The organism is Secundilactobacillus muriivasis, from assembly GCF_054785195.1.
Genome location: NZ_BAABMI010000052.1, coordinates 1 through 26,970 on the forward strand (window position 1 = coordinate 1; position 26,970 = coordinate 26,970).

At 48.5% G+C, this 26,970-nt stretch carries 23 protein-coding genes, 3 tRNA genes and 1 pseudogene; 2 read left to right on the top strand and 25 right to left on the bottom strand.

All coding sequences use genetic code 11. The features are described from left to right. Positions 1-118 precede the first annotated feature (118 nt). The 21 genes from ACYVR3_RS11770 to trpS form a co-directional block, all read right to left on the bottom strand. The gene (locus ACYVR3_RS11770; protein WP_461244402.1) at positions 119-469 is read right to left on the bottom strand and encodes a DUF3899 domain-containing protein; all 351 of its coding nucleotides are present in this window, start codon (positions 467-469) and stop codon (positions 119-121) included. 101 nt (positions 470-570) lie between these two features. Further along, a complete protein-coding gene (locus tag ACYVR3_RS11775) occupies positions 571-1,548 on the bottom strand; it encodes a ribose-phosphate diphosphokinase (protein WP_057152049.1) in 978 nt (325 codons plus the stop codon). Positions 1,549-1,630: 82 nt separating this feature from the next. Further along, positions 1,631-3,010 carry a bifunctional UDP-N-acetylglucosamine diphosphorylase/glucosamine-1-phosphate N-acetyltransferase GlmU gene (gene glmU / locus ACYVR3_RS11780; RefSeq protein ID WP_461244403.1) on the bottom strand — a complete coding sequence of 460 codons (1,380 nt, stop codon included), beginning with the start codon at positions 3,008-3,010 and terminating at the stop codon, positions 1,631-1,633. Between the two features lie 120 nt (positions 3,011-3,130). After that, positions 3,131-3,976 (bottom strand): pur operon repressor, encoded by an 846-nt coding sequence (purR, locus tag ACYVR3_RS11785; RefSeq protein ID WP_054737235.1) that lies wholly within the window; start codon positions 3,974-3,976, stop codon positions 3,131-3,133. 548 nt (positions 3,977-4,524) lie between these two features. Further along, positions 4,525-5,316 carry a metal ABC transporter permease gene (locus tag ACYVR3_RS11790; protein ID WP_461244404.1) on the bottom strand — a complete coding sequence of 264 codons (792 nt, stop codon included), beginning with the start codon at positions 5,314-5,316 and terminating at the stop codon, positions 4,525-4,527. Then, positions 5,309-6,004 (bottom strand): metal ABC transporter ATP-binding protein, encoded by a 696-nt coding sequence (locus ACYVR3_RS11795; protein WP_461244405.1) that lies wholly within the window; start codon positions 6,002-6,004, stop codon positions 5,309-5,311. Before ACYVR3_RS11795 ends, ACYVR3_RS11790 begins: the two co-directional genes overlap by 8 nt. A 153-nt stretch (positions 6,005-6,157) precedes the next feature. Then, a complete protein-coding gene (locus ACYVR3_RS11800) occupies positions 6,158-7,099 on the bottom strand; it encodes an alpha/beta hydrolase (protein WP_461244406.1) in 942 nt (313 codons plus the stop codon). Between the two features lie 15 nt (positions 7,100-7,114). Then, on the bottom strand, positions 7,115-7,966 hold the full coding sequence (gene ispE, locus ACYVR3_RS11805; protein WP_461244424.1) for a 4-(cytidine 5'-diphospho)-2-C-methyl-D-erythritol kinase: 852 nt from the start codon (positions 7,964-7,966) through the stop codon (positions 7,115-7,117). Between the two features lie 705 nt (positions 7,967-8,671). After that, entirely contained in the window at positions 8,672-8,929 is a 258-nt protein-coding gene (locus tag ACYVR3_RS11810; RefSeq protein ID WP_054737239.1) for a Veg family protein, read from the bottom strand. Positions 8,930-9,117: 188 nt separating this feature from the next. Continuing rightward, the gene (gene rsmA, locus ACYVR3_RS11815; RefSeq protein ID WP_461244407.1) at positions 9,118-10,002 is read right to left on the bottom strand and encodes a 16S rRNA (adenine(1518)-N(6)/adenine(1519)-N(6))-dimethyltransferase RsmA; all 885 of its coding nucleotides are present in this window, start codon (positions 10,000-10,002) and stop codon (positions 9,118-9,120) included. A gap of 1 nt (position 10,003) precedes the next feature. After that, a complete protein-coding gene (gene rnmV / locus ACYVR3_RS11820; protein ID WP_054737241.1) occupies positions 10,004-10,567 on the bottom strand; it encodes a ribonuclease M5 in 564 nt (187 codons plus the stop codon). A gap of 2 nt (positions 10,568-10,569) precedes the next feature. Next, a complete protein-coding gene (locus ACYVR3_RS11825; protein ID WP_461244408.1) occupies positions 10,570-11,343 on the bottom strand; it encodes a TatD family hydrolase in 774 nt (257 codons plus the stop codon). A gap of 153 nt (positions 11,344-11,496) precedes the next feature. Then, entirely contained in the window at positions 11,497-13,548 is a 2,052-nt protein-coding gene (gene metG, locus ACYVR3_RS11830; RefSeq protein ID WP_461244409.1) for a methionine--tRNA ligase, read from the bottom strand. Positions 13,549-14,481: 933 nt separating this feature from the next. After that, on the bottom strand, positions 14,482-15,324 hold the full coding sequence (locus ACYVR3_RS11835; protein ID WP_461244410.1) for a DUF72 domain-containing protein: 843 nt from the start codon (positions 15,322-15,324) through the stop codon (positions 14,482-14,484). Between the two features lie 13 nt (positions 15,325-15,337). Continuing rightward, positions 15,338-15,667 (bottom strand): hypothetical protein, encoded by a 330-nt coding sequence (locus tag ACYVR3_RS11840; RefSeq protein ID WP_054737323.1) that lies wholly within the window; start codon positions 15,665-15,667, stop codon positions 15,338-15,340. Between the two features lie 6 nt (positions 15,668-15,673). Then, positions 15,674-16,258, bottom strand: a complete 585-nt coding sequence (locus ACYVR3_RS11845) for a TMEM175 family protein (RefSeq protein ID WP_461244411.1) — start codon at positions 16,256-16,258, stop codon at positions 15,674-15,676. A gap of 18 nt (positions 16,259-16,276) precedes the next feature. Next, positions 16,277-16,975, bottom strand: coding sequence for an NAD-dependent protein deacylase (locus ACYVR3_RS11850; RefSeq protein ID WP_461244412.1), 699 nt, complete (start codon positions 16,973-16,975; stop codon positions 16,277-16,279). 19 nt (positions 16,976-16,994) lie between these two features. After that, positions 16,995-17,954, bottom strand: coding sequence for an IpaB/EvcA family protein (locus ACYVR3_RS11855; protein ID WP_461244413.1), 960 nt, complete (start codon positions 17,952-17,954; stop codon positions 16,995-16,997). Next, positions 17,941-19,206: a hydroxymethylglutaryl-CoA reductase, degradative gene (locus tag ACYVR3_RS11860; RefSeq protein WP_461244414.1), complete on the bottom strand. Its 1,266-nt coding sequence runs from the start codon at positions 19,204-19,206 to the stop codon at positions 17,941-17,943. The genes ACYVR3_RS11855 and ACYVR3_RS11860 overlap by 14 nt, the downstream gene beginning before the upstream one ends. 19 nt (positions 19,207-19,225) lie before the next feature. Next, positions 19,226-20,152: a Ppx/GppA phosphatase family protein gene (locus ACYVR3_RS11865; RefSeq protein ID WP_461244415.1), complete on the bottom strand. Its 927-nt coding sequence runs from the start codon at positions 20,150-20,152 to the stop codon at positions 19,226-19,228. A gap of 52 nt (positions 20,153-20,204) precedes the next feature. Beyond that, positions 20,205-21,221, bottom strand: a complete 1,017-nt coding sequence (gene trpS, locus ACYVR3_RS11870; RefSeq protein WP_054737319.1) for a tryptophan--tRNA ligase — start codon at positions 21,219-21,221, stop codon at positions 20,205-20,207. Between the two features lie 290 nt (positions 21,222-21,511). Here trpS and ACYVR3_RS11875 point away from each other — a divergent pair, with 290 nt between their 5' ends. Together ACYVR3_RS11875 and helD are read left to right on the top strand one after the other, a co-directional pair. Then, positions 21,512-21,676, top strand: coding sequence for a hypothetical protein (locus tag ACYVR3_RS11875; RefSeq protein WP_461244416.1), 165 nt, complete (start codon positions 21,512-21,514; stop codon positions 21,674-21,676). A gap of 648 nt (positions 21,677-22,324) precedes the next feature. Further along, positions 22,325-24,637 carry an RNA polymerase recycling motor HelD gene (gene helD / locus ACYVR3_RS11880; RefSeq protein WP_461244425.1) on the top strand — a complete coding sequence of 771 codons (2,313 nt, stop codon included), beginning with the start codon at positions 22,325-22,327 and terminating at the stop codon, positions 24,635-24,637. Between the two features lie 371 nt (positions 24,638-25,008). Here the strand turns inward: helD and ACYVR3_RS11885 are convergent. The 4 genes and pseudogenes from ACYVR3_RS11885 to ACYVR3_RS11900 all read right to left on the bottom strand — a co-directional run bounded on the left by ACYVR3_RS11885 (position 25,009) and on the right by ACYVR3_RS11900 (position 26,765). After that, positions 25,009-26,193: pseudogene (locus tag ACYVR3_RS11885) on the bottom strand (cation:proton antiporter). Positions 26,194-26,320: 127 nt separating this feature from the next. Then, positions 26,321-26,405, bottom strand: a tRNA-Leu gene (locus ACYVR3_RS11890). Between the two features lie 72 nt (positions 26,406-26,477). Beyond that, positions 26,478-26,551 (bottom strand) — tRNA-Pro (locus tag ACYVR3_RS11895). Positions 26,552-26,692: 141 nt separating this feature from the next. Then, a tRNA-Thr gene (locus tag ACYVR3_RS11900) sits at positions 26,693-26,765 on the bottom strand. Between the last annotated feature and the right edge of the window lie 205 nt (positions 26,766-26,970).

The following is a 26,970-nucleotide window of genomic DNA, read 5'->3' on the forward strand; positions in this document are numbered from 1 at the left end:
CGGGCGCCTTCACCGATGTCGCCTTGCACACTGCTCTCACCCCGTCTCGCTCCGCACACTTACGCTGGACACAAACGAAAAAAAGCCGCACCATCAACAGACAGTGCAGCTTAATCAGTTATATCGTTACAACGATGCCAAGAACCAGCAAGCCGATGCCAACGGTAAGGCAAAAACGGGCATAGCGGTTCACAATGACCGGGCCGTTTTTAACCGAAGCGACTTCGGTTACCTTGATGCGTTCTTCAGGCAATGGGTCTTCACCCTTCCGTCGCCGGCGACGCCAACCGGCGAAGAGGTGAGCTTTTTCAAGGATGAAAAAGGCGCCTACCATGAGAAATGCGAGGCTCAGCATCACCCAAACGTTAGACACGGCCACGACTGAGGTCAGTGGCATGGCAATCACGCCAATTAGGACGATAACGCCAAGGACCAGTAACGCCCACTTATTTCGTTTCACATATGTCATTTTATTCACCACGATTTCACTCGATCCAATTTAAGAAAAATACGCATGGCCTCTACAGACCATACGTATTTTAATCACTCATTTAGTCCCAATGCTAACGCCTATTCATTACCGTGGAAACGGTTGTGGAATAGTGGGCTAACCGGCTTGTTTTCATGGATTCGCTTAATAGCGTCCCCAATTAATGGGCCGACTGAGATTTGCTTAACCTTGTCAATTTGCTTTTCAGGTGGTAATTGAATTGAATCCGTCACAACTAACTGCTTGATTGCAGAGTTGGCGATTCGTTCAATTGCTGGCCCGGATAAGACGGGGTGGGTACAGCTTGCGTACACTTCAATTGCACCGGCGTCCATCAGGGCTTGCGCACCCAAAGTGATTGTTCCGGCCGTGTCGATCATATCATCGATCATGATACAACGCTTGCCTTTCACATCACCAATGATGTTCATGATTTCAGCAACGTTAGCCTTTGGCCGGCGCTTATCAATGATGGCGATTGGCGCCTTCAAGAATTCAGCTAAGGCCCGGGCCCGTGAAACCCCACCGTGGTCTGGTGAGACCACAACGGCGTTTTCATCGATACCGTGGTTAATGAAGTAGTCTGCCAGTAATGGTGCGCCCATCAAATGATCGACGGGAACATCAAAGAATCCCTGGATTTGAGCCGCGTGTAAATCAAGCGCTACGACCCGGCTGATGCCAGCGGTTTCCAACATGTTCGCCACTAACTTGGCCGTAATTGGTTCCCGGGAGCGTGCTTTACGATCTTGGCGCGCATACCCGTAGTAAGGAATCACAACGTTAATGGTTTCAGCACTTGCGCGACGCAAGGCATCGACCATAATCAATAGTTCCATCAAATTGTCGTTTACAGGAGCTGAAGTGGATTGAATCACGTAAACGTGGCAACCACGAATACTTTCTTCGATGTTAATCCGGATTTCACCATCACTAAAACGATCGACCGACGTTTTTCCAAGTTCAACGCCCACTTCATCTGCAATCCGTTGGGCAAGGGGTTTATTGGAATTTAACGCAAAGATTTTCAACTTTGGGTCATTATATTTCTCTGACATGGGATCCTCCAAATGGCTTATTTCTAGCTTTATTTTAAGCTATCTACAGATAACATGGCAAGCTTATTTCTAATTTAGACGATTATTTTTCTGGATCGTAGGGTAATTTTTTGAAATACCCGGGCTTATTGGTCTGCCGTGAACGCGCAATTGCCATATCGTACTGGTTCACAGCATCCGTAATGGTTGAGCCTGCCGCAATGAACGAATGGTCTGCAATCGTGAGTGGCGCAACCAAGTTTGAGTTGCTACCGATGAAGGCATCATCACCCACGGTCGTGTCGTGCTTATTGGCGCCATCGTAGTTAACGAAGACGACCCCGCAACCAACGTTGATTCGCTTGCCTAAATGGGCGTTCCCCACGTAAGTTAAGTGACCAACCTTAGTGCCTTCATCAATCGTTGCCTTCTTGACTTCCACGAAGTTGCCTAAGTGAACGTGCTTACCGATGTGAGATTGTGGCCGCAAGTGGCTCATTGGGCCAATGTTGCTGCCATCTTCCATCTCGGAGTCTTCCAAGAATGAAGAGGTTACCGTCACGTTGTCGTGAATAATGGAATCGTGAATCTCTGAGTGGGCGCCAATGCGGCAGTTTTCACCGATCACGGTGTGCCCCTTCAACAAAACGCCGGGTTCAATAATCGTATCCGACCCGATTTTAATATCCACGTCAATGTAAGTGTCGTCTGGGTTGACCAAAGTCACCCCGTTACGCATGTGGGCCTCGTTGATCCGCCGTTGCATCACTTTGGTTGCTTTTGATAACGCAACCCGGTCATTAACTCCCATTGATTCTTCGAAATCGGCCATCTGGTAAGCAGCCACGATTTCGCCCTGTTGCTTCAAAATTTCGATAACGTCGGTTAAATAATACTCGCCTTGCGCGTTATCGTTGTTGGTTGCGTGCAACGCCTTAAACAAGGCTTGGTTGTCAAACACGTAAACACCGGTGTTGATTTCGTCAATCTCTTGTTCTTCAGCAGAAGCATCCTTTTGCTCAACGATTTTTTCAACGATACCAATGTCGTTACGGACGATACGCCCATATCCAGTTGGATCCGGTGCCTTTGACGTTAAGATGGTTGCGACCGCCTTCTTAGCTTCGTGGTACTGGAATAATTTCTCAAACGTGCTGGCTTGAAATAACGGGGTATCCCCGCTGACAACCAACGTGGTTCCTTCTTGATCCTTTAACAAAGGTTCGGTTTGTAAGACCGCATGACCAGTCCCGAGTTGTTCTTTTTGTAAGACGTACTGTGTCCGATCCTTCAACGTGGCTTCGACCTGTTCGGCACCGTAACCGACAACGGTCACGATTTGGTCCATCTTGGTCTTTTCAACCTGTGTCAACACGTGGTCAACCATTGCCCGACCGCAAACCTGATGCAACACCTTGTAAAGTTTCGACTTCATTCGAGTGCCCTTACCGGCAGCCAGAATGATTGTATTTCGTGTACTCATCTCAAAAAAACTCCTTAGTTATTTTCATTATCGTCAGAGCAAAACACCAGCCACCACCCGTCAGTCAGTCATAAATGACATACTCACGTGAGGTGGCCAGTTAAAGTGTAACACTAACTCCTAGTCTTTGAGTTGGCTAAAGCGCTCTGGCGTGTAAATTTCACTTAAATAGTTCCCGGGGGTCACATCAACGTGATCATCGGTTGCGTGGATCCGTAACAGTGACGTGTAGTTTGGCACGACCCGTTCGCCTTCAAAGGCCCCTTCAGCAAATACCGCAACACCAGCCACTGTTGAATCAAATTCCTTAACCAGTGACTGCATCCCGCCAACCGTTCCGCCGCCCTTCATAAAGTCATCGACGATCAAAACTCGCGACCCCGGCTTTAGACTCCGCTTTGACAAGGCCATTTTTTCGATTCGGCTACTTGAACCGGAAACGTAGTTCACACTAACGGTCGAGCCTTCGGTGATCTGAGAATCATGTCGGGCGATCACAAATGGAACGTTCAGGTAATCCGCAATACTTTGCGCAATCGGAATGCCCTTCGTTGCAACCGTCATCACAGCATCCACGGGATCGTGAACGTACTGCGTCGCAATTAAGCGACCAACTTGATGGAGGACACCTGGCCGGCCAAGTAAGTCGGACATGTAGACGTAGCCCCCTGGTAGGAAGCGGTCTTCTTCTGACAATGACGTAATGACGTCATCGATAAAGCGACTCGCTTCATCCTTTTTAATGTACGGAATAAACCGGGCCCCACCAGCAGCCCCAGGTACGGTCTCCAACAGCCCCGTTCCCCGAGTCTTAAAGGTCCGCTTCAAAATCGTCAAATCCTCACTGATCGACGATTTTGCCGACTCATAACGCTCCGAAAAAAAGGTCAACGACACTAATTGATGAGGCCGCTCCAACAGATACCGGGTCATATCAATCAGCCGGTCGCTTCTTCTTACTTTCACTTTGGTTCCTCCCATAAACACTCAAATCAGATTTAATAGTCCCATTTTAGCATAAATGTTCGGCTTTTACTTGCTTATTATGGGAATCTCATGATTTTATCACACGAAGGTTACGAGATAAGTCGTTTTACCTATGTTTTTGGCCAAATGTTATCCGTTATTATGTGAATACTAACGTTTGTGTCCAGCGTAAGTGTGCGGAGCGAGACGAGTTGAGAGCAGTGTGCAAGGCGACATCGGTGAAGGCGCCCGGGCCTGGCGGGTTTACCGATGTCGCCTTGCATGCAGCTCTCAGTCTCGCGCAGCACCATTCGGCGTGGTGGCCAGAAAGCGCGTGGTTGACAAGTTCTTACAACTTCAGGAACCCTGGAAATAACAGTTTAAGTGGCGCCGAATTTTGTAGCCTGAGAGCGCCGTTTTTCATGCGGCTTTGGCGAGCGAAGCGACGACAAACAGCCGACACCCAAATCGCACCCAACACTTACGCTGGACACAAGCGACAGCAAAAAAGGCCTCATCCAACAACCGGACAAGGCCACAAACATCAATTAACCGCGTTGCCGATCATACAGTAACGCCGCTAAGTAAAAGATAACTTCAATCACACTAATAAAGAAACTAACCGGCCAGTTCGTCACGTAGCTAAGATAAAGTCCCAGCCAAACGCCAATTAGGGAAAAGGCCACTGCCACACCGATCATTAACCCAACCGTGTGGGTAAAGTATTTAGCAGCTGCTGCTGGTAAGGTCAGTAAAATGAAAATTAATAATGAGCCTACGATTTGCGCCGCCACGCTGACGGACAGCGCTAGTAAAACTAAGAAGACGACTGACAGGGTCCGGGTCCATAATCCCTCAACTCGGGCACCAATTGGATCGAAAGAATCAAACTTCAAGAAACGGTAAATCAAAGCGACAATCACCAGCACGATAGCCGATAATGCCACCATTTGGATCACGTTTTGCCGACTAATACCGATGACGCTCCCAAACAGGATTCCCGTTGCGTAACTGGCATTGCTATTCGCTAGTGATAGGAACAGGATACCGAGACCAATTGCGAGGGCTGAAATTGCCGAAATCGAGTTTTCACGCCGGGATGATTTAGCGCCCAACTCGCCAACGCCAATTGAGCTGACTGTTGTAAATAGTAGCATCCCCAGCAATGGTTGCCAGCCCATAAAGATACCAAAGGCGGCCCCCGCAAACCCAATTTCTGACAGTGTATGGGTCAGAAATGACATGTTACGGGCAATCACGAAAACGCCCATGATGCCCGAAATAATGGCAATTAACGTGCCAGCCATGTAGGCATTTTGCATAAATGGGTAACTAAACATTTCGCATCCTCCCAACCTTTTCATCCGTTAGCGCCGTAATATCATCAGCCTCATAGTTGCCCGGCGTTAAGAACAGGTACTTATTCGCGTACCGCCGTGCTAATGGAATATCGTGGGTCACAAAGATGACCGTCAACGCAAGGTCTTCGTTCAATTGTTTAACAAGGTCTAATAACTCCGTTTTCGCAACCGGATCCAGACTGGCCGTTGATTCATCTAAAATCAACAGGTTCGGTTTGTCCAGCAACGCCTGTGCCAGATAGGCCTTCTGCTTTTCACCACCGGACGCCTGCCCTAGTGGCCGCTTGCGCATCGGGGTTAACTTCGTTTCGGCTAAAATTTCAGTGACGCGTTGCCGTTCCTTCTTGGTTAACCAAGGGAGACCAATTTTCGCAAAATTCAGTCCCACAAAGTCCTCAATACATAACGGGTATTCTGGATCAATGTTTCTGAATTGGGGCACGTACCCCACCTTAACCGCCTGACGAGTCGGTAAAAAGGCCAGTTCACCACCGGTTGGTTTTAGTTCCTGTAAGATAAGTTTCATCAACGTTGTCTTCCCAACACCATTTTCACCCACGATGCTGAGAAAATCACCCTGATTTAACGTATAGTTCAATCCGGTAAAGACGCGCTTATCCGAATACGCAAAGTCTAAATCGGTGAGTTTTAAAATTGGTTCAGTCATGTGGATCTCCTTATCATCGACTCAGTAACCTTAATTACCAAGTTAAAATAAAAAAATAGCCCCAATAGGCGCTATTTTTAAAGTAAATAGTAACTATTACTATTTTAGTTTAAGCTATTTTGATTATTTGTCAATGATTTTCATGGGTGACCACTAATCATTCACCGTTACGTAACGATCTAAGAACTGGGAAACGACTTCCCGATACTTCTTCGGATCGTGGGCGTATGACATGATATGCTTGGTATTTGGCACAATATAGCGCGACTTCACACCACTGATAGCCTGATATAACGCCCGCGCCTGCTTGATTGGCACAACCTGATCATCTTCACCGTGAATGACTAAAATTGGCACTTTGATCTGCTTTAATTGATGACTCACCCGCTGGGTAACTAACCGGGTCCCCGTACGTAACTGGGCAACGCGGTCCGCAATTTGAACGATTGGAAACGCTGGTAAATGATATTGGCGGTGCACCACCGTTTTCGCCATTTCAAAAAGCGAATCAAACCCGGAATCTGCAACAACCGCTTTGACGTTATCGGGCAGTTTTTCACCCGCCGTTGCCATTACAGTCGACGCACCCATGCTGATGCCCATCAACACGATTTCAACGTCGTCGCCTAACTGATCGATCACTTCTTGGATCCAACCCTGATAGTCAAATCGATCCTGCCAACCAAACCCGATGCGATGGCCGTCACTTTCACCTTGCGCTCGAGCATCCGGCATCAACACGTGATAGTGCCAATCGTGGAACAGGCGCGCATACGGAATCATTTGTTCCCGGGCGTGGTTGATGCCATGCGCCAGCAACACGACCCGTTTACTTGGCTGATCGGCTTTAATGTACGTGCCGCGCAACGTCAGGCCATCATCGGATTTTAAATGCCATTCCATCAGTGGCTGTTTGAGGTACCAAACATTATCAGCAGCGCTATTTTCCGCTACCGCTAGCTGCCGCCCCGTTTCTTTCTTATGCTGACTAGCGTACGTTAAAGCGTGATAGGCAGCACAACTGGTCGCAATCGTTGCTGTAATCCCAGTTGCAATCGTCGCTGCCGTCCATGTGATCCATTTCGATTTTGACATGTTTAATAAGCTCCTTTATAACGAACGAACGAGGTAGGCTTCGGAGCAAAATCCCCGAATACTGTTAAACACTCGCTGGGCCCGCGACTGCTTGTCAAAAACCGCAAACACCGTGGGACCCGTGCCGCTCATGAGTGCATTGGTTGCACCATAGGCCTGCATCCGTTCCTTAATTTGTTTAATTTCAGGGTACCGCCCAGCTGAAATCGGTTCAAGCGCATTGCCCATCGCCGTCACCAGCGCAGCGTGATCGCCCACCTCAATTGCATCCAAAATCGACGCAATTTCGGGGTGTTCCAAATGATCATAATCGATTTGCCGCAAAATGCTGGGCGTCGACACGCTCACATTAGGCTTCGCCAATACTAACCAAACCGGCTTCAACGATGGATCTAACACCCGAATCTGTTCACCATAACCGGTGACATGAGCTGTTTTACTATAAACGCAATACGGCACATCAGAATCCACTTTTAATCCCAGTTTAGCTAATTCAGCCAACGGTAACTTAAGGTCCCACAACGTATTGAGCGCCCGCAATACTGCGGCCGCGTCAGAGGAACCGCCACCCAGCCCAGCCGCAACCGGAATGTTTTTTTGAATCTTGATCACAGCCCCCTGCTTCACGTTAAACGTTCGCTGTAACAACGACGCTGCTTGAAACGCTAGGTTGCGCTGGTCATTGGGTAAAAAACCCGAATCCGAGGACACAACGATACTGCTTCGAGCCGTTGACTGCACCTCGACGTAATCCGCAAGGTCGATCGACGTCATTACCATGTTCCATTCTGGCATGCCATCCTCATGGCGAAAGGGGGTATCAAGCCCCAGGTTGATCTTCGCAGCTGCCTTTTCCACTACTCTCATCATCTGTTTTCACCTAAATTCTTGTAAAGGTTACCTCTTGGAGAGTTGAGTTTAGTCGATCAACTGAATGGGTCTAACAAATGCCCAACCAAAGTCGTCAGTTTACCAGCTGGCGCACTCATCACCAGTTAGTTTCATTAAGTTTTACGCCCACTCAATCGATCACGTTTGGCTCACCCTCATACCTTCGTCAGTTTATTATTGACATTATAGCAATTTTTTCCAAGTTTGTGTTCGATACCCGTGAGCTTTTTGAACTCAATCGCTATCTGATAGCAGTTTGGAGCAGATGTTTGGTTTTGATTCTGGTTTGTGCACTTATTATGTATGTTGAAGACTGGCGTTTGTGGCCAGCGTAAGTGTGCGGAGCGAGACGGGTTGAGAGCAGTGTGCAAGGCGACATCGGTGAAGGCGCCCGGGCCTGGCGGGTTTACCGATGTCGCCTTGCATGCAGCTCTCAGTCTCGCGCAGCACCATTCGGCGTGGTGGCCAGAAAGCGCGTGGTTGACAAGTTCCTACAATTTCAGGAACCCTGGAAATAACAGCCAAAGTGGCGTCGAATTTTGTAGCCTGAGAGCGCCGGTTTTCATGCGGCTTTGGCGAGCGAAGCGATGACAAACAGCCGACACCCAAATCGCACCAAATGCTTACGCTAGACACAAGCGACAGCAAACAAAAAAGAGACCCACTAACCGCGTGGTCTCTTTACTGTGCATCGTCTTCGACCGGAAGATCGAAGTCAATTTGAATGTTCTGGGTTAAAATGTCGGTGTAACTGTATGATACCCGTTCAAATGAATTCTCGTCCTGATCTAGATCAACGACGAAAACGGCGGGATAGGTTTCTTTTAGAATTCCGTGTCGTTCTGTCGTCTTTTTGCGCCCTGCCTGGGCGACTACCATAAGTTCCTGCCCGATGCGATGATCGAGCCGATCCTTAATCGTTGCTATACTTGTTGGCATGACCTCACCCCTTGTGAAACATTATAGCGCGGTTTCACAAAAAAGTCAAATTATACCACAACTCTTTATTTTCAACAAGTATTTTTCTTATAAAAATAACTAGTTTTTGACAAGTCATTTAGGCCCGGAAAAGTCATGGTAAACATTGTTAACACGCCTTTTCAACTGTTATGCACGAGCCCGATTAGCTAGAGTAACCCATCCACGTGCAACTCATTTACTAATTCAATGAACTGTTCTAGGCGTAATTTTTCCGAACGGATTTGAGGTGAAATTTGGACCCGTTCCAAAACGGCAGTTAAGCGAGTCTTCACATCGGGGTCTTTACCAAACATGGCCAGTAAGTTATTCCAAAAACTCTTCCGCCGGTGCATAAAGCTACCCTTCACGAATTTAGCAAATACCCGTTCATCAAACGGTAACACCGCCAGTGGTTCGCGCTTGGTCATCGTGACGATTGCGGAATCCACGTTCGGTTGTGGAATAAAGGCGGTCCTAGGCACCATGAACGACACGGCCGCGTTAGTTTGATATTGAACGGCAATCGATAACGAGCCGTACGCCTTCGTGCCGGGAACGGCAACTAGCCGATCAGCAACTTCTTTTTGCATCATGACCGTAATCGCGTCAAAACTGATGCCACTTTGAAGCACATTCATCAAAATTGGGGTTGTGATGTAATATGGCAGGTTAGCCACTAACTTCAATGGCCGACCGGGTTCAAAGTGTTCCGCGATTACCTCACCGAGATTGGCCTTCAAGATGTCTTGGTTGAGCACGGTGACGTTGTCGTACTGGGACAGCGTTTCGCTTAAAACGGGAATCAATTGATCGTCAATTTCAAACGCCAACACTTGGTGGCTGTTTTGGGCCAAAAACTCCGTTAACGCGCCAATTCCCGGGCCGATTTCGATCACGTTATCCTGTGGTGACAGGTCGGCGGCTTGAACAATGTGTTCCAAAATGTTGATATCGGTTAAAAAGTTTTGTCCCAGACTTTTTTTGATGGCCAGGCCATACCGATTGATAATGGCTTGGGTCCGTGCTGGACTCGCAATTAATGGTGTGCTCACGTTAGTTTTCTCCTTCGTCGATTGTCTTCACAGCTTGCCAAAATGCCGTCTGACTGATCTGAAACATCTGTAGTCGCTTCTTAAGTTGCTTGCCGTTGACGTACCCGATTCGAAGCACCTCGCCCAACGCTTCACGACGGGCTTTTGCTTTCGGTCCACCGATCAATTCGGCTTTCAACAAATCTGCTTGCGTAATCGTTGGCTCTGCAGTTGCGTCAGCTTCTGTATAAACGTTTTCTAGCGCTTCTCGAATCGCTTCGGCGCTCGCGTGCTCAACCCCAAGTGAACCGCCAGCCTTCGTTGGGACGCCTTCACTTTTAGGTAAAAAGGCGTGCTTGGCATTTGGCACGACTTCTGACACGATTTTGCGAATCTTTTCACCGGAAAAATCTGGATCAGTGAAGATAATGATGCCGCGTTTTTTGGCGACCTCTTCGATTAACGCCAGCGTTTCATCCGGGACTGCTGATCCTCGAGTTTCAATCGTATCAGCATTCACGGCCTTAGCGATTTGCTTCGTGTCGTCCTTGCCTTCAACGACGATCACTTCTTGAATGGTTTTCATGTTTACTCCTCTATCCCAAAGAACCGGTGGGCATTGTGCCAAGTTGCTTCAGCAATCGCTTCTGGGGTTGTCTCCCGTTCCTTAGCAATTGCATTAACGGTATAGTGTGTGAACCCGGGTTCGTTTTGTTCGCCACGGTGGGGTTCTGGCGTCAGGTACGGCGCATCCGTTTCCACCATCATGCGATCCAGAGGCGTTGCCCGAACTGATTCGTGGACTTCATGGGCGTTCTTAAAACTAGCGACGCCACTGTACGAGATCATCATTCCCAGATCCAAGAACTTCTGTAGCCATTCTGGATCACCATTGAAACTGTGCATGACACCACCGATACCATCAAGACCAACTTCCTTAATAATGGCATATGTGTCTTCAAATGCATCACGGTTATGCACCACAATTGGTAAATGGTGTTTCTTCGCTAATTCAATTTGACGTTTAAATACCCGCCGCTGCACATCTTGGGGACTCGTATCCCAGTGATAATCCAGTCCAATTTCACCTAATGCAACAACTCGCTCGTCTTCTAGCTGTTGTTCGAGCACGGCTTCAGCTGCGTCGTCGTAGAACTTCGCATCTTCTGGGTGCCAGCCAACTGCGGCGTACAATTGCGGATACTGATGCGCTAAGTCGATTGCGGCCTGATTCAGCTCCGTATTGGATCCCACGATCGTCATTTTAACGACATCTAAGTCGGCTGCCTGCTGTAGAAACCGTGGCACATCGTTGATAAATTCTGAACTGTTCAAATGGGTATGTGAATCAAAAATTTTCATGGTTGCCTCCTGTTTGCTAACCGCCGAAAACAAGCGAAAAGACCGGATGATCACGTTGCCATCATCTGGTCTTTTCGGTTACCTGGTCGGGACCTGACGGCACGTGGTGTGGCTTGACGCTCTCACCCTTCTCGCGCCCGGACACCGGCCACTCTATTCGACTGTTGACCCGTTCTTGATGCCTTCAGGAACCGTTACGAGTTGAACGTGTCCTTGATCATCTTCGGAAGATAACAGCATCCCTTGGCTGATTTGGCCACGCATCTTCCGTGGCTTCAAGTTGGCCACGATGATGACCTTTTTACCAAGTAGTTCCTTAGGTTCTGGGTAGTATTCAGCGATACCTGACAAAATCTGGCGATCGTCGCTGTCACCAGCATCCAACCGGAATTGCAGCAGCTTATCAGCGCCTTGAACTCGTTGGACATCAATGATTTCAGCAACTTTTAATTCGATTTTTTCAAATGCTTCGAACCGAACATCCTTCTTATCCGACTTCAAGGTCGTTTCTTCCGGATTCCAGACACCAGAAGCGGCTTGCTGCTTAGCTTCTTCCATGGCAGCCCGGCCCTTCTTCTTGTCGGACTTCGTCATCTGTTGCACGATAAAGTCAACTTCTTCTTCCGCATCTCGACGAGGGAAGATTGGCGTTCCCTTTGCAACAACCTTACTGTTTTGTGGTAAGTCGGCAATGGTCAGGTCCTTCAGGTTGATTTGATCATCAAAGTCTAAGCCTAGTTGCGCCAAGATTTCCTTTGGTGCGTGCGTCATAACGGGACTTAACAGGTAAGCAATGACCCGCAGACTAGCCGTTAAGTGCGCCATAACGGCCGCTAACTTCTTAACGTCAGTTGCATCGTCACTCTTCGCTAAGACCCAAGGTTCAGTTTCATCGATGTACTTGTTTGTCCGGGCAATCAGCTTCCAAATTTCAGCTAACGCATCTGACATGTGTAAGTCATCCATCAACTTGTGATAGTTGGCAATCGTTGTTGCTGACGTTGCTTCTAAGTCTGCGTCAAATTCAGTGACACCGGCTTCGTAAGCTGGTACAACGCCATCTTCGTACTTGTTGATCATAGCAACGGTCCGGTTTAACAAGTTCCCGAGGTCGTTAGCTAAATCGTAGTTCAAGCGATCAACGAAGTCTTCTGGTGTAAACGTCCCATCGTTACCGTAAGGCATTGCCCGCATCAAGTAGTAACGGACAGAATCCAAACCGTAACGATCAACTAAGGTTTCAGGGTAGATCACGTTGCCCTTAGACTTGGACATCTTGCCGTCCTTCATCACTAACCAGTTGTGACCAAAGACTTGCTTTGGTAGTGGTAAGCCGAGGGCGTGCAACATAATTGGCCAGTAAATCGTGTGGAACCGAACGATTTCTTTCCCAACCATGTGGACGTCAGCTGGCCAGTATTTTTTAAACAAACTATCATCGTCCGTATCGTAACCTAACGCGGTGATGTAGTTCGTCAACGCATCCAACCACACGTAGACCACGTGCTTTGGATCTGACTTCACTGGCACACCCCAAGTAAAGGTCGTCCGTGAAACAGCAAGGTCTTCCAAACCTGGCTTGATGAAGTTATTGATCATTTCATTCATCCGGGTTGCGGGTTGGATAAATTCTGGGTGGGTGTGGTAGTAATCCAACAACCAGTCGGCGTACTTACCCATCTTGAAGAAGTAAGATTCTTCCTTAACCAACTCAACTTCGTGGCCACTAGGAGCCTTCCCACCGATCACTTTACCGTTATCATCGCGGTAAACTTCAGCCAGTTGCGTTTCCGTAAAGTATTCTTCATCATCCACGGAGTACCAACCTTCGTATTGACCCAAGTAAATATCACCCTGGTCTTGAAGTTGTTGGAACATCTTTTGAACCGCAGCTTCGTGGTAATCATCGGTCGTCCGAATGAACTTGTCATTTGAAATCTCCAGAACTTTCCAGAGTTCCTTGATCTGAGCGGCCATCTTATCCACGTAGCTCTTAGGATCAGTGCCCAGCTTTTCAGCCTTCTCTTCGATCTTCAAGCCGTGTTCATCAGTCCCGGTTAAGAAAAAGACGTCGTATCCCGTTTCACGCTTGTAACGCGCTAAGGTATCACACGCAATCGTCGTGTATGAGTTCCCAATGTGTAACTTACCCGATGGATAGTAAATCGGGGTGGTTATGTAGTACGTAGGTTTCGTTTCTGCCATGTTATCAACAGGCCCCTTTCAACAAATGATTATATTGTTGCTTTTTAAAATTTTGAGTGAACAAATTCTCCAATAGTATAGCATAATTCCAGTGACTGTGTGCCCTGCGTCAGAAGTTTCTACTGTCGTTTGTGTCCAGTGTAAGCATCATTGCTGTTAGTTTGTGAAGTGCGGTGATTTGCTTGAACTGTCGATTCCGGTAAGCGGCTAGGTTCCTGCTGTGGGGCCGGTCTGAGCCCAAGGGCGGTCTCAAACCTCGAATTCAAGCCTCGCCAAAACCCATGCGAGTCTTGAATTCGTCCCCGATAATTGGCGATTGTCGGAAGTTCGCCAACAACCACCAATTATCGCGACACAGCATCCACCTAGCCGCTTACCTGCATCTTACATTGGCACAATTCGGTACTATTGTAGACCATCTCAAGTGATTAGCTAATCATCATGCTGCGGTATGACAGTGATTGATATTAACTCGGTAAACAGCACAATCGGTCAGCAATTGTCATTTCCGTGATGAACAAATGTTAGTCTATCCTGAACGTTGACTCAACTCGCTTGAACGTACTGCTGACCCGATGTCGTAACGTCATCGGTCAACACTTGCTGAGATGCTTACAATTGTCAGCGTGCGACAGTTTGGCCCTTCATAATAAATTTTCGGGAGTGCGGTCCTGCTGCCGATAATCCGCAAACAAGAGGTCGGTCAGAAAATTGGGCTCAGCCGTGAAATTTCACTTAGCTGGTGAACTTCCAGCTTAGTGAAAGGCCGAATTCTGAGACGTGTTTTTCCGGCTCAGAATCGTGCCCACGGCGTTCCAGCCCAAATTTTCTGACCGACCGGTTGTGCCCACAATATCACCCATGATTAACGTGCCGACGAAACCAAGTTTCACAAACTTCGCACACTTACGCTGGCGCAACTGACAGTCAGAGCTAAAACAAGCTCATCTGCTGCGGTCCCAGTCCCGTCCAGTGCACGCCCAGTAAATCACGCAACGCCAAGGCATTTGGTGCGGCGTCACCACCAGAGTTGTTGTTAAAAATGACGCAGACGTCCTTGGCTTGCTGACTCAGATCCGTCACTAACTGACCAAACTCGGCCAGTTCTGCATCTGAATACCGGTAGAGAGTCCGTTGGCCACGCCAGTCTTTGCCTTGGTTGAACCAGCCCTTCTCGTTTCGGCCATGCAATCGAAGGATCGCCAAGTCACTCGTCACTCGTGGCAATAGCGCCATGCCGTCATTTAAACGGTGCGGTTCATCCACGATCACGTGGGTCATGTGTAACTGCTTCAGGTAGGTCATTACATCATTAACCAGTGCAGGATCATACCAAGTTGGATTGCGAAACTCCACGGCAATTGGCAAATCACCCATTAACCGGCGAATGTCAACTAACCACTCTAAGTTCTCAGTCGACCGTCGGAAAAACGGTGGAAATTGAAAAAGTACCGCCTTCAGTTGATGTTTAGTGACTAACGGCTGAACCATCCGCCGAAAATCAACGAAAGCTTGCCGCCGGTCATCCTCACTCACTTCATCCGTTCCGTAATCGTGCTTGGTCATCACTTTATTGGCTTTCAAAATAAATTGAAACCCCGTCGGCACCTCTTGTTGCCAACGTTGAACCGTTGTGACTCGCGGAATGCCGTAAAACGGTGTGTCCACTTCCACAACCGGGAGCACCGCAGCGTACTCACTGAGCGTCACGTCCCGTTGCTCATCGTTAATCAGTGCCGGATGTTCTTTCCAAGTCGTTAACCCAATCGTAATCATGCGTGTCCCCCCCTTACTTCAATCGTTTAAACTGACGAATCAGCGTTGCCATCTCGTGACTCGGTCGCCCTGTTAATTGGCTGATCAGTCCCTGACCGGTCAACCGATCATTTCGTCGAACGAGCATTAAACAGAGGTCAAGTCCCACCAAGAGTCCGGTCAAAATCAAGCCATTTTTAACGGTCAAATACCGCCAAAACAGCATCACTTGACCATTATTCGCCATCAGTAATTTCACAATTGCGTACAACATCAACCCGTCAACGGTTACCTGCATCCCAAGTAACACCCGAATGTGGCGTAACAGTCGTCTGAGCTGTTGTTCAATGTCTCCCTGCGACATCGTGTCTCAGTCCTTATTTTTCAAATAATGGTCGATTCGGTGATCCGGAATGATCCACGGAATCAGGTTGATAAACGCAAAGATAGCAATCAAAGGTGGCCAGATAAAACCGGCTAACAGGCCAATCACATTTGCGCCCATTGAAAACCACGGCTTGAGATAATGCTGGCCAAAAAAGTTGTTCAGTGCCGTATCCTCACCATGCGTTGCCACCAACGCCCGAATGATCAGGTAAAAACTTAGGTTCGCCATGAAGAAGGCCAGTCCCATCGTAAACTCGGGGGCAAACGCCATGATATGGGTTCCCGCCCAAGCCGTAGCAATGGGTAGCAAACTTAACGTCAGCAAAAAGAAGTTGTTGGCCCATAAAACTGAGCCACTGATTTCTTCCGTCACTTGGAAAAGGTGATGGTGATTATTCCAGTAAACGGCAATTGCCAAGAAACTTAGCAAGTACAAAATCAATTTAAACCGTAACGGCCACAGTGCCGCGAAGGTTGCCCCCTCTGGTTCCGGAATCTCCAGCACCAAAATTGTAATGATAATTGCCATGACCCCATCCGTGAAGGCCTCTAATCGGTCTTTCCCCATGTTCATTCTCCTATTTCATTAAATCTCAAGTTGATCGTAAAAGGCCGCCGCATCCTCCTGTACCATTTCAAACTGAAACGGAAACGACAGCGGTTCTTGGTTAATGACGATCACGGGCGCACCCGGATTGCGGTAATCTAACAGTCCCGCAAACGGGTAGACGCGCATGGACGTCCCGGTGATGACGATCAAATCGGCATTGCTCATTGCAGCAACCGCCCGATTGATATTGTCTTGGTTCAGTCCCTCTTCGTATAGCACAACGTCGGGTCGCAATTGCCCGCCGCAGTCGGCGTGAACTGGATCTTTGAGGTACTCGTGCCAGTCCACGGTCGCACCACATTTTTGACAATAGACGTGATACAAGTTCCCGTGAAATTCTACGAGGTGCTTGGCATCTGCTACTCGGTACAAGTTATCGATGTTTTGCGTGACGATGGTTGCCCGGTCCTGCTGGGTCAACGCTGCTTGAACCCGGTGAATCACGTTGGGTTGGGCGTCAGGCTTATACAGATTTTGCGTCACATAGTCGTAAAACACCCGTGGCTCTTGCGTCAAACAGGTGTGGCTAAGATAGTACTCGGCATTTTTGTGCGCCGTGTACAGCCCGTTATTTGACCGGTAATCCGGAATGCCGGACGGGGTCGACACGCCAGCACCCGTTAGAAAGACGATGTGCTGAGCGTTTTTAAAACTTGATTGAATGATTGGCGACATTTGATCAACCTCCAATTCGTTACCGTAAAATGTATGGCATCTCCAGTTGCTTCAAGAGTGCTTCCACGGTCATGCCGTAAATGCCCTTGTAGTAGTCTGGCGTATCCTCACTAGCCTTAGGCGCTGGCAGGACAAAGCTGTTTTGACGGTCAGTCCGGTTAATGCCAACGTAGGCCCGCCGGTTCGTTTTAACGTCCACCATATCGGAATGGAATAGTTCAAATACTTGCCGAACTTCCAAGCGTAATTGGCGCTTAGAAAAGACGCTGGTCAGCGTGGCAAACTCTTGATTGTTAACGGGCGGCAATCCCCATTCTTCGAGTTGTGCATCGAAGGCTTTGAATGCCTTGACCACGTTGCGACGAAGCGTAAACGGTGAATCAACCGCTTTTTCGGTGATGATCCCGTATAGCTTCTGAGCCGCTGGGAAGGCCTTCGGATAATCGGTCGCGAACTGCTTGTTGATGGCGGCATTTTGATCACCAAAGAAGACCAACGCATCCGTCAGTACCAGTAACCGCATCGTCATCTTATCGTCATCCGCAGCTGGTTCAGGATCGATGGTGGCCTGAACCCCCTTCAAGTAGAGTTGTTCAATGTTATCATCGATCAAATCATGCTTGCGTTGTTCCGAGACAACGACCAAGTGGGAAACCGTATCGTAAAGGTCCGTTGACAGTAACTTCAGCTGGTTGTCCAGCTCCTCATTACCGGTAGACAAACTGTAGAATAGTTGCGGAAAACCACGCAACGTCATCAGTAAGTGAAGTAATTCGTGAGACGCCGTATAGTCTGGTGCCGTCAAGTCACTGATTTGGACCATCAAGTGGTCCTTATCCTGAACGACTTGTGCTTGGTCATGACGCACGTAACCGCTTTGTAACTCACCGATAAACTGAAGTTCAACCTTCCCCGGGAACAGTTCGTTCACTGCATCTAACAGGGATTGTACGTGATCGTTAATTTCAATGTTTTGCATCGTTGTCATCCTTTGTTTGTGTTCTAAGTTGTTGCAAAATACGCCGGGCGGCAGCCTCATCTGGGTCCTTCACGGCATCCAGTTGGGTCACTACGGCGTCAATTTCATTGGCCAACGCGCCCACTGAGAGTGCCAGTGAACGCCGCTGCATCTTCATGTGGCCGCGTTGAATACCACTGGTTACCAGTGCGTTCAAGGCCGCAAAGTTTTGCGCCAGACCAACCGAGACGATGACCTGCATTAAGTCCTCAGGCGTGTTGATTTCGGCCAGTTGTTGATTGATTTTGACCAGTGGCAATACCGCCGTGGCCCCGCCAACCGTCCCAACTGGTAACGGTAGGGTTAGTTCACCAACGAGATCATCGCCCTCAAGGGCCCACTGACTCAACCCGCGATACTGACCGCTAGTTGTAGCGTAGGCGTGAGCGGCACTTTCAATCGCCCGCCAATCGTTACCCATGGCGATCACAACGGCGTCAACGCCGTTCATAATGCCCTTATTGTGCGTCACTGCCCGGTATGGGTCAAGTTGGGCAACCTCACTGGCTTGCGCGATTCGTTCGGCCACCCCAGCGGGTAGCTGAGATTGTGGGATTCGGCAAGTTGCCGTTGCTAAGCTCTGATCAGCAGCGTTGGACAAAATACTGAAGAGTGGCTGTTGCAATTTAGTCTGAACCACCGTTGCAATGGCTTCCAACATCGTGTTGAGCATGTTGGCGCCCATTGCGGCCTGAACGTCAGCAAACAGGTCGATCGACACGTAACCGTCGCCAAGGTCTCTGGTCCGCAATTTCCGAGGTCCTCCACCGCGTTTAACAATCGACGGGTGCGCCTGGGCGGCAACTTCAAGTAACTCAGTTTGGTGTAAGGCAACCCAGTCATCAACTGAAGCAAACACCTTGACGTGACTTAACACGACCTGACCCATTAATAATCTCGACTGCACCGTGGCTTGAATGCCACCAGCCTTCGCTAACTGCTTGGCCCCGTTACTGGCTGCCGCAATCACGGAAGGTTCTTCCGTGACCATTGGCACCACCAATTCACGCTGGTTCACCATTAAGTTAACGGCAACGCCTTCCGGTAGTTGAAACGCCGTAATGTCGTTTTCAATCAATTGCTGCGCGTCGCCTTGTGCCGCACGATCACTTAATAACTGGACCATTGCTGGGGTCAGTTCGCGGTGCTGCGCTAACAGCGCTAATCGTTCCGCCCGTGATCGCTTATAAAAGTGTGCAAACTCCGATTCCATGGGTCTTGTCCATCCTTTGTTAATTGTAGTCTTGATTCAAATACGCGTTGATAATACCTTCGCGAACGCCGCTTTCAGAGAAAATGACGCGGTCCGAATCTAACATCTGAAGTAATAGTACCAGTGGTAAGATGCCACCCACAATAATATCAGCTCGGTCGGGTTCAAGTCCCGAAATTTGTTTCCGTTGTTCGTGATTTTTGCAAAGCAAACCCGAAAACAACCGGAAAACTTCGTGAGTCGTCAGCTGATAGCCGTGAATTTGTTCAACGTGCAACACCTGTTGTTGTCGCCGACTCATCCGGGCAAGTGAGCGGTTAGCGCCACCAAGCAGAATAAACGGCTTGGTTTTGGCTTCCCCCAACCACCAGATATCCTGTAATCGTTGCCGTAAAAATACCGTCGCATCAAAGAAGTCGGCCGGGTTGATCTGGTCATCTAAGTGGAACTGTTCAGACAAATTGACCGCCCCAAACGGAATGCTGATCAAGTTACTTTCCTTACCTGACCGAATGTTGACCATTTCAAGGCTGGCACCACCAATATCTAGCATCAGCGCATCCTCGACCCGTAGTCGATTCATCACGCCGAGGTAGTCGTAGTAGGCTTCATCGTCACCCGATAAAACGTCAAACGTCAGCCCCACTTCGCGCTGAACCCGTTCTAGAAAGTCGGCTTGATTACTGGCTTGGCGCACGGCCGCGGTTGTAATGGCCTTAACCGTTAAGTTTGGTAAATCTTGATAGAGAATCCGAAAGTGTTTTAACGCAGCAAGGGTTCGCTTGATTGCGGCATCTTGCAACTTCTTCTCCGGTCCCATCCCCTCAGATAACCGGGTATCTTCTTTATAACGCCCAACTTCCCGGAACGTTTTGTCCGGGCGAATTTCGTTGATCGCCATCCGGACTGAATTTGACCCTAAATCCACGATCACTAAATTATCCATTGTCAGTCGCCCCTTCGCACCATTTGAAATAACCTACGTGAGTTATCGCTAATTAACCGAAGTAGTTGATGCCAATCGCGTTCCGAACTTCCGTTAACGTTTGGTTGGCAACTTGGTTAGCCTTTTCGCTGCCTTCTTGCAAAATCTTGTAAACAGCATCCGTATCTTGGGCGTATTGTTCGCGCCGTTCGCGGATTGGCTTTAATTCAGCTTGTAAGACGTCGTTTAAGTAACGTTTGATCTTCACGTCGCCCAAACCACCTTGTTGGTATTGCGCCTTTAATTCCGCAACCTTGGCGGTATCAGGATCGAAGATATCCAAGTAAGTGAAGACCGTGTTGCCTTCGATATGACCTGGATCTTCAACGTGGATGTGGGTTGGGTCGGTGTACATTGACATGACCTTCTTTTGGATCGTATCCGCATCATCGGCCAAGTAAATGGCGTTGTCCAAGGACTTACTCATCTTAGCGTTGCCATCTAAGCCAGGAATCCGACCTTGGCCTTCTTCTGGGAAGTAGCCTTCTGGTTCAACCAAAACGTCGCCGTAGATGTTGTTAAAGCTCCGGACGATTTCACGGGTTTGTTCCAACATTGGTTCTTGGTCTTCACCAACGGGAACCGTTGTCGCTTTAAATGCCGTGATATCAGCGGCTTGACTAACTGGGTAGATAAAGAATCCAGCTGGCACACTTTGGCCGAACTTCTTTTGCTTGATTTCAGTCTTAACGGTTGGGTTTCGTTCCAAACGAGAAACACTAACCAAGTTCAGGTAGTGCATCGTCAGTTCACTCAAAGCTGGAATTTGTGATTGCACAAAGATGGTTGATTTAGCTGGATCGATGCCGACAGCCAAATAGTCCAAGGCGACTTGGATCAAGCTGTGGCGAATCTTTTCGGGATCCCGAGCGTTATCAGTCAACGCTTGTTGGTCAGCAATCATGATGAATGAGTCGTAATCACCAGAATTTTGTAATTTGACCCGGTTCTTCAATGACCCCACGTAATGGCCAATGTGAAGCTTCCCAGTTGGTCGGTCACCCGTTAAAATAATTTTCTTGTCGCTCATCTGTTTATCATCCTTTCAATTTACCCCTTACCAGTCCGGTAACGCTGAAAAAAACGTCCCATTGCCAAATGCAATAGGACGTCAACCGCGGTACCACCTAATTGTGACCACCAGGCCACCACTCGTCGCCGATAAGGAGGCACCCTAAATTCAGTTTGCTGGGTCCAAAGTCGTCATCATGATTGGTTTCAGCCAAGCCAATCTCTCTGTGGGTGATCACGAACGCGCACCAGCGAATTTTAGTTTGATTTCATATAATATGGTTACTATTTTAAGGGTTGGGGGGGAGAATGTCAAAGAGCGTGGCGCAAAACGGGTTGAAGTCGGCGCCTAAGGCATTCTCGACAGAAAGTCGTGGGTTTCGGCTTTATGTCGGGAGTGCCTTAGGTGCCGACTTCAGTTTTGCGACGCGCGTTTCGGCGTGGTGGCCAGAAAGTGCTTGGCTGGCAAATTAAGGCATTAAACCTAACCCCAAGAAATAACAGTTCACTCTGAGCCGAAAATTGTGGCCATGTTAGTTTAGGAAATCGTTAACAGCTATGTAGATGCAGCATAGTTGCTTATAAACTATCTACTGTAAGAAGCACCGATTATGTTTCGGGATGTCCACTACGGTTACCACCCGCTTCCGGCGATGCTCATTACTACTACGTTTGTTTCGACTCAGTTTGAACTTGTATTTCCCGTAAATCGTCTACACCATGAAGCTGGTCCTCGTTTTCGCTTTCTGGTCACCACGTCGAAACGTGCGAAATGGGGCAGAAGGTTTGTATAAGGGTGGACCAACTAAATCTGCCAAACCCCGGCGATGCTCATTACTACTACGTTTGTTTCGACTCGGTTTGAATTTGTATTTCCCGTAAATCGTCTACACCATGAAGCCGGTCCTCGTTTTCGCTTTCTGGCCACCACGTCGAAACGTGCGAAATGGGGCAGAAGGTTATGTATAAGGGTGGACCAACTAAATCTGCCAAAACCCGGCAGATTTAGTTGGTCCACCCTTATACGCCACCTTCTAAGCGCCCCATTTCGCACTCTTTAATTGACAACCCCCTCCCACACCACTAAAATAGTCCAAGCACAATTTAAACGAAAGAGGCGGTATTTTGACATCGCAGGAACAAGAAAAGGAACAACAACGCGTTGACTCGGTGATTCACCAAATTACCGCACGCATCGCTGCTGTTACCGATGATTATGACAAAGCACGGGCTGAAATGAAGCTGGTTCAAGAAAACTACAGTGCCAACACTTCCGTTAACTACATCGAACTTGATGACCGGATCGAAACTTCCGCCGATCTGCAACAACAACGGGCGCTGGCTTCTCGGTTAATTGAAAACGAACAGATCATTTCCGGTCAATTGAACACCTTTAAGGAACTGGAACAATCACCCTACTTCGGGCGGATCGACATTCAAGACGCTGGCGATCCCGATACCGAACGGCTCTACATTGGCACGGCTTCCTTCACCGACGACGAACAAAACTTTCTGGTTTACGACTGGCGCGCGCCAATCTCGGCCATCTACTATAACGGGACGCTGGGCAACGTGACTTACGAAACACCCGGTGGTCGCCAATTGACAAACCTGAAAAAGAAGCGTCAATTTTTGATTCAAAACGGCCAAATCGAAAGCATGTTTGACACCAACGAAACGGTTGGTGACGAAATGCTCCAACACGTGTTGGGACAACAAAACGACGAAACCATGCAAAACATCGTTGCCACCATCCAGCGTGAACAAAACGACATCATCCGCGACACTCGCAGTGATTTACTCGTTGTTCAAGGGGTAGCCGGTTCGGGTAAAACATCCGCCATTCTACAACGAATTGCCTTTTTGCTTTACCACAGTCGACAGGAACTGCAAGCCGACCAAATCGTCCTGTTCTCCCCCAACAAACTATTCAGCCACTACATTTCTGATGTGTTGCCTAGTTTGGGTGAACGTAACATGCGCCAGGTGACCCTAGCTGAATTTCTAAGCCAGCGGTTACTCGGGCTGGATGTCGAAACGTTGTTTGACCGTTACGAAACGGAAAGTACGTTACCAGCTGCTCAGGTCAACGTTCGCCAGTTTAAGGAATCCGCTAATTACATGCACCAAGTTGCCGACTACTGTCAGCATTTGGACCCAGAACATTTCAAATTCAACCATATTTACTTCGACGGCCAAGTCTTCTTCGACAAGGCGGAAATCGAGGCCATTTACCACGCACTGCCAGCGCTCCAACCTGCTGAGCGGTTCTTAAAAACCAAGAACGAATTGATCAAACGACTCAAGCGGCGGATCAACGAAGAAGCCAAATCTAAGTGGGTGGCCGAAGAAATCGACCAACTTTCAGATGAACAGTATCACGATTTACTAGGCAACAAGCAACGCCACCAATTCCAAGAGCTCGATGCTGAGGTCAACTACATCGCCCGCAAGATCGTTACCAAGCGACTTCGGGTCGTTTACGACGCCCTCTACAATAACTACTTCTTGGACACTTACAGCCAGTACCTCGACTTTATGGCGCAAGCTGACCTCCCTGATAGCTGTGACGCAACGCAATTTGAAGCTAGCCGAGCACGCTTCGCGCAGGCCATCGAGTACCACCGTTGCCCACTGGTTGACGCGGCGCCTTTGCTCTACCTCCGAGATATTTTAACCGGTGGTGGTCAGAACCACGCCATGCAACACCTCTTTGTGGATGAAATGCAGGACTATTCGATTGCGCAACTGCAGTATTTGCACCACGCCTTTCCGAAAGCCCACATGACGTTCCTTGGTGACAGCGAGCAAGCCCTCTTCAAAGCAGTCCAAGCACCTGAAGCGTTGCTGAATCAGTTGCGAGACGCCTTTAACGTTCATCGGCCACGGTTACTTAAGTTGAATCGGTCATATCGCTCAACTTATCCCATCACCACTTTTGCGAAAGCCCTTCTGCCTGATGGTGCCCAAATTGAGGCCTTTAACCGCCCTGGTGATCTGCCAAAGGTCATCATTCGCTACGACTTTGACAGTGGTATCGATGCCTTAGACCGGGAAATCACAACTTTGTCGGCTACCAACGGCACGATTGCGATTCTAACGAAAGATTTAACGCAGGCTCACGAAGTCTACCAAAAACTTAACCATCAACACAAAAACGTCACCCTGATGACTGACGCCGATCTATCACTACCAAAGGGCATCCTAGTCCTCCCAATCTACTTGGCTAAGGGACTGGAATTCGACGCCGTCATCGGCTGGAACGTCTCAGCCACCAACTTCCCTGATGAACAGTTCACCGGTACACTCTATACGATTGCAACTCGAGCAATGCACCAACTGACCCTCATCAGCCTTGGACCAGTCTCACCACTGATTGCCTCGGATAAAATGCCGACGACGGTGTTGCAGATTGAGCATGAGTTGACGAATTAGAGAGTGCGGAGAGAGGCGGTTAGGGACTGGAGCATAAGGGACTTTCGCCATAATCCCTGGTTTTTGGGGATTGTGGTGAAAGTCCCTTATGTGCAAGTCCCTGCCTCTCGGAGCACGTTTAGTCTCGAGGACAGCAACGAGCAGAGTGCGGAACAAGGCGGTTAGAGAGCGGAGCGTAAGCCACTTTTGCCAGAAACCCCGTTTTTTGGGGTTTCTGGTGAAAGTGGCTTACGTGCAGCTCTCTGCCTTGTGGAGCACATTTAGTCTCAAGAACATCAACGAAGCACTCAAAATTAATCATCCCAACCCAAAAAGCGCCACAGATTCCCAACTCGAATCTGCGGCGCTTTCTTCAACATCTTTCCTAATCATCAATCCGATGCCACAACTGTTCGTCGCCCCGGCAACCGTTTCAACGTCGCCTTCAGCGCAAACGGCGCAATAATTGTCGCCAGAATAATCACCAGCACAAACTTCGAATAAGCTGCTTTAGAGAGCAACCCAGACTGTAACCCAATTTGAACCGTGATCATGCCCATCTCGCCCCGAGAAATCATCCCAGCACCGATGACTAAACTGCTAGTTCGATCAAAACCAGTGAGCTTGGCGCCAAGTCCGCAACCAATAAGTTTACTCAAACAAGCTAGCACAGTCATTAAAGCAATAAACCCTAACGATGACCCGAGATAGTCAAACGACATGCTTAACCCGATGCCAACGAAAAATAGTGGAATGAAAGCCGCGTAGCCAATTGGCTCCATATGAGCTTCAACCACTTCGCGATACGGTGTATGGGCTACGGCGATTCCCGCAAAGAACGCTCCGACTGCACCGCTCAAACCAACTAGGTCCGCAATCCAAGCCATGCCCAAGCAAATCACCATCGACATGATGGTCACACTAGCGTTCATCACGAATTTTTCACTCAACGACATCAAGTATGGCGCAATCCACCGAACAACTAGGTATGTGCCACCAAAGAACAGCACCTATTCGACTAAGATCCACCCCAATCCGATTGAATCTGTGTGAGTCGCAATGCCCTGCGTGCCCATTAAACTGATCATCACGGACAGCAAAATAACGCCAATAATATCATCAGCAACGGCCGCGCCTAAAATCGTGGCCCCTTCCGACGTATCCAGTGCTTGATATTCCTGAAGCACCGCCACCGAAATTGAAACCGAGGTGGCACTAAAAATAACCCCTATGTATGTTGCTTCAAAAGCTGAAAAGTGAAACGCCATTGCGGCGCCACCCATTAAAACGACCGGCATCAGCACCCCACTCATCGCCACAATGATTGCCGGTTTTAAATACCGTCGTAATAGCTCAAGATTACTCTCCAAGCCGCCGATAAACATCAGCATTACGACCCCGATATCCGAAAACACCGACAACAGTTGACTGGGCTGAATCCAGTTTAAAACGGCAGGGCCAACTAAAACGCCAACCAAAATTTGGCCAATCACAGACGGAACACCCATCCGGTTAGCAAAATGTCCCGCTAAAGTTGTTAAAATCAGTAACAAACACAGTACCCCAATAAACGCCACGTTCACGACCTCCTTTCATTCACCAAGTTGAGCTAAGTCTACCGCCGGGCAAAAGCATTTGTCAACGACTGCCCAACATTCTCAAACTACAAAAAAAGAGCTGACCCAACAGGTCAACTCTTCATGATACCGGAGGTGGGGTTCGAACCCACACGTCCTCAACGGACACTGGATTTTGAGTCCAGCGCGTCTGCCAGTTCCGCCACTCCGGCAAAAACTTTAACAAGTTTATCTTACCGTAAATCTAATTCAAAGACAACGATTTTTAAAATTAACTCGTTCAATCGGGAAGACAGGATTCGAACCTGCGACCCCCTGGTCCCAAACCAGGTGCTCTACCAAGCTGAGCTACTTCCCGATAAATCACGGTACTATCGCAACCGACTAAATAAGTATACTACATCAATTGGCAAAATGCTAGATGTTATTCAAATTAATCCCATTAATTTGGGTATTTAATCTTATCGTTCCAGTCGAGCAACTTGAAGCGTACCTCGACAGCCGTTTATCGGATTTGAACCGATGACCTCTTCCTTACCATGGAAGTGCTCTACCTGCTGAGCTAAAACGGCAGATACTATTATACTACATGACCGTAATTAGCGGTAGCATCTCCTTTGGCGTTTGCTATCGTTTATGTCCAGCGTAAGCATGTTTAGTTTGTGAAATTCGGTAATTCTGTTTTTTTATAGTGGAAGGATGCCGCGGGAGGCTCCGGCACTATGCAAGGCTGGAACGCAGTGGCGGGCCTACGAGCTAGGAATGGGCAAAAAGCGC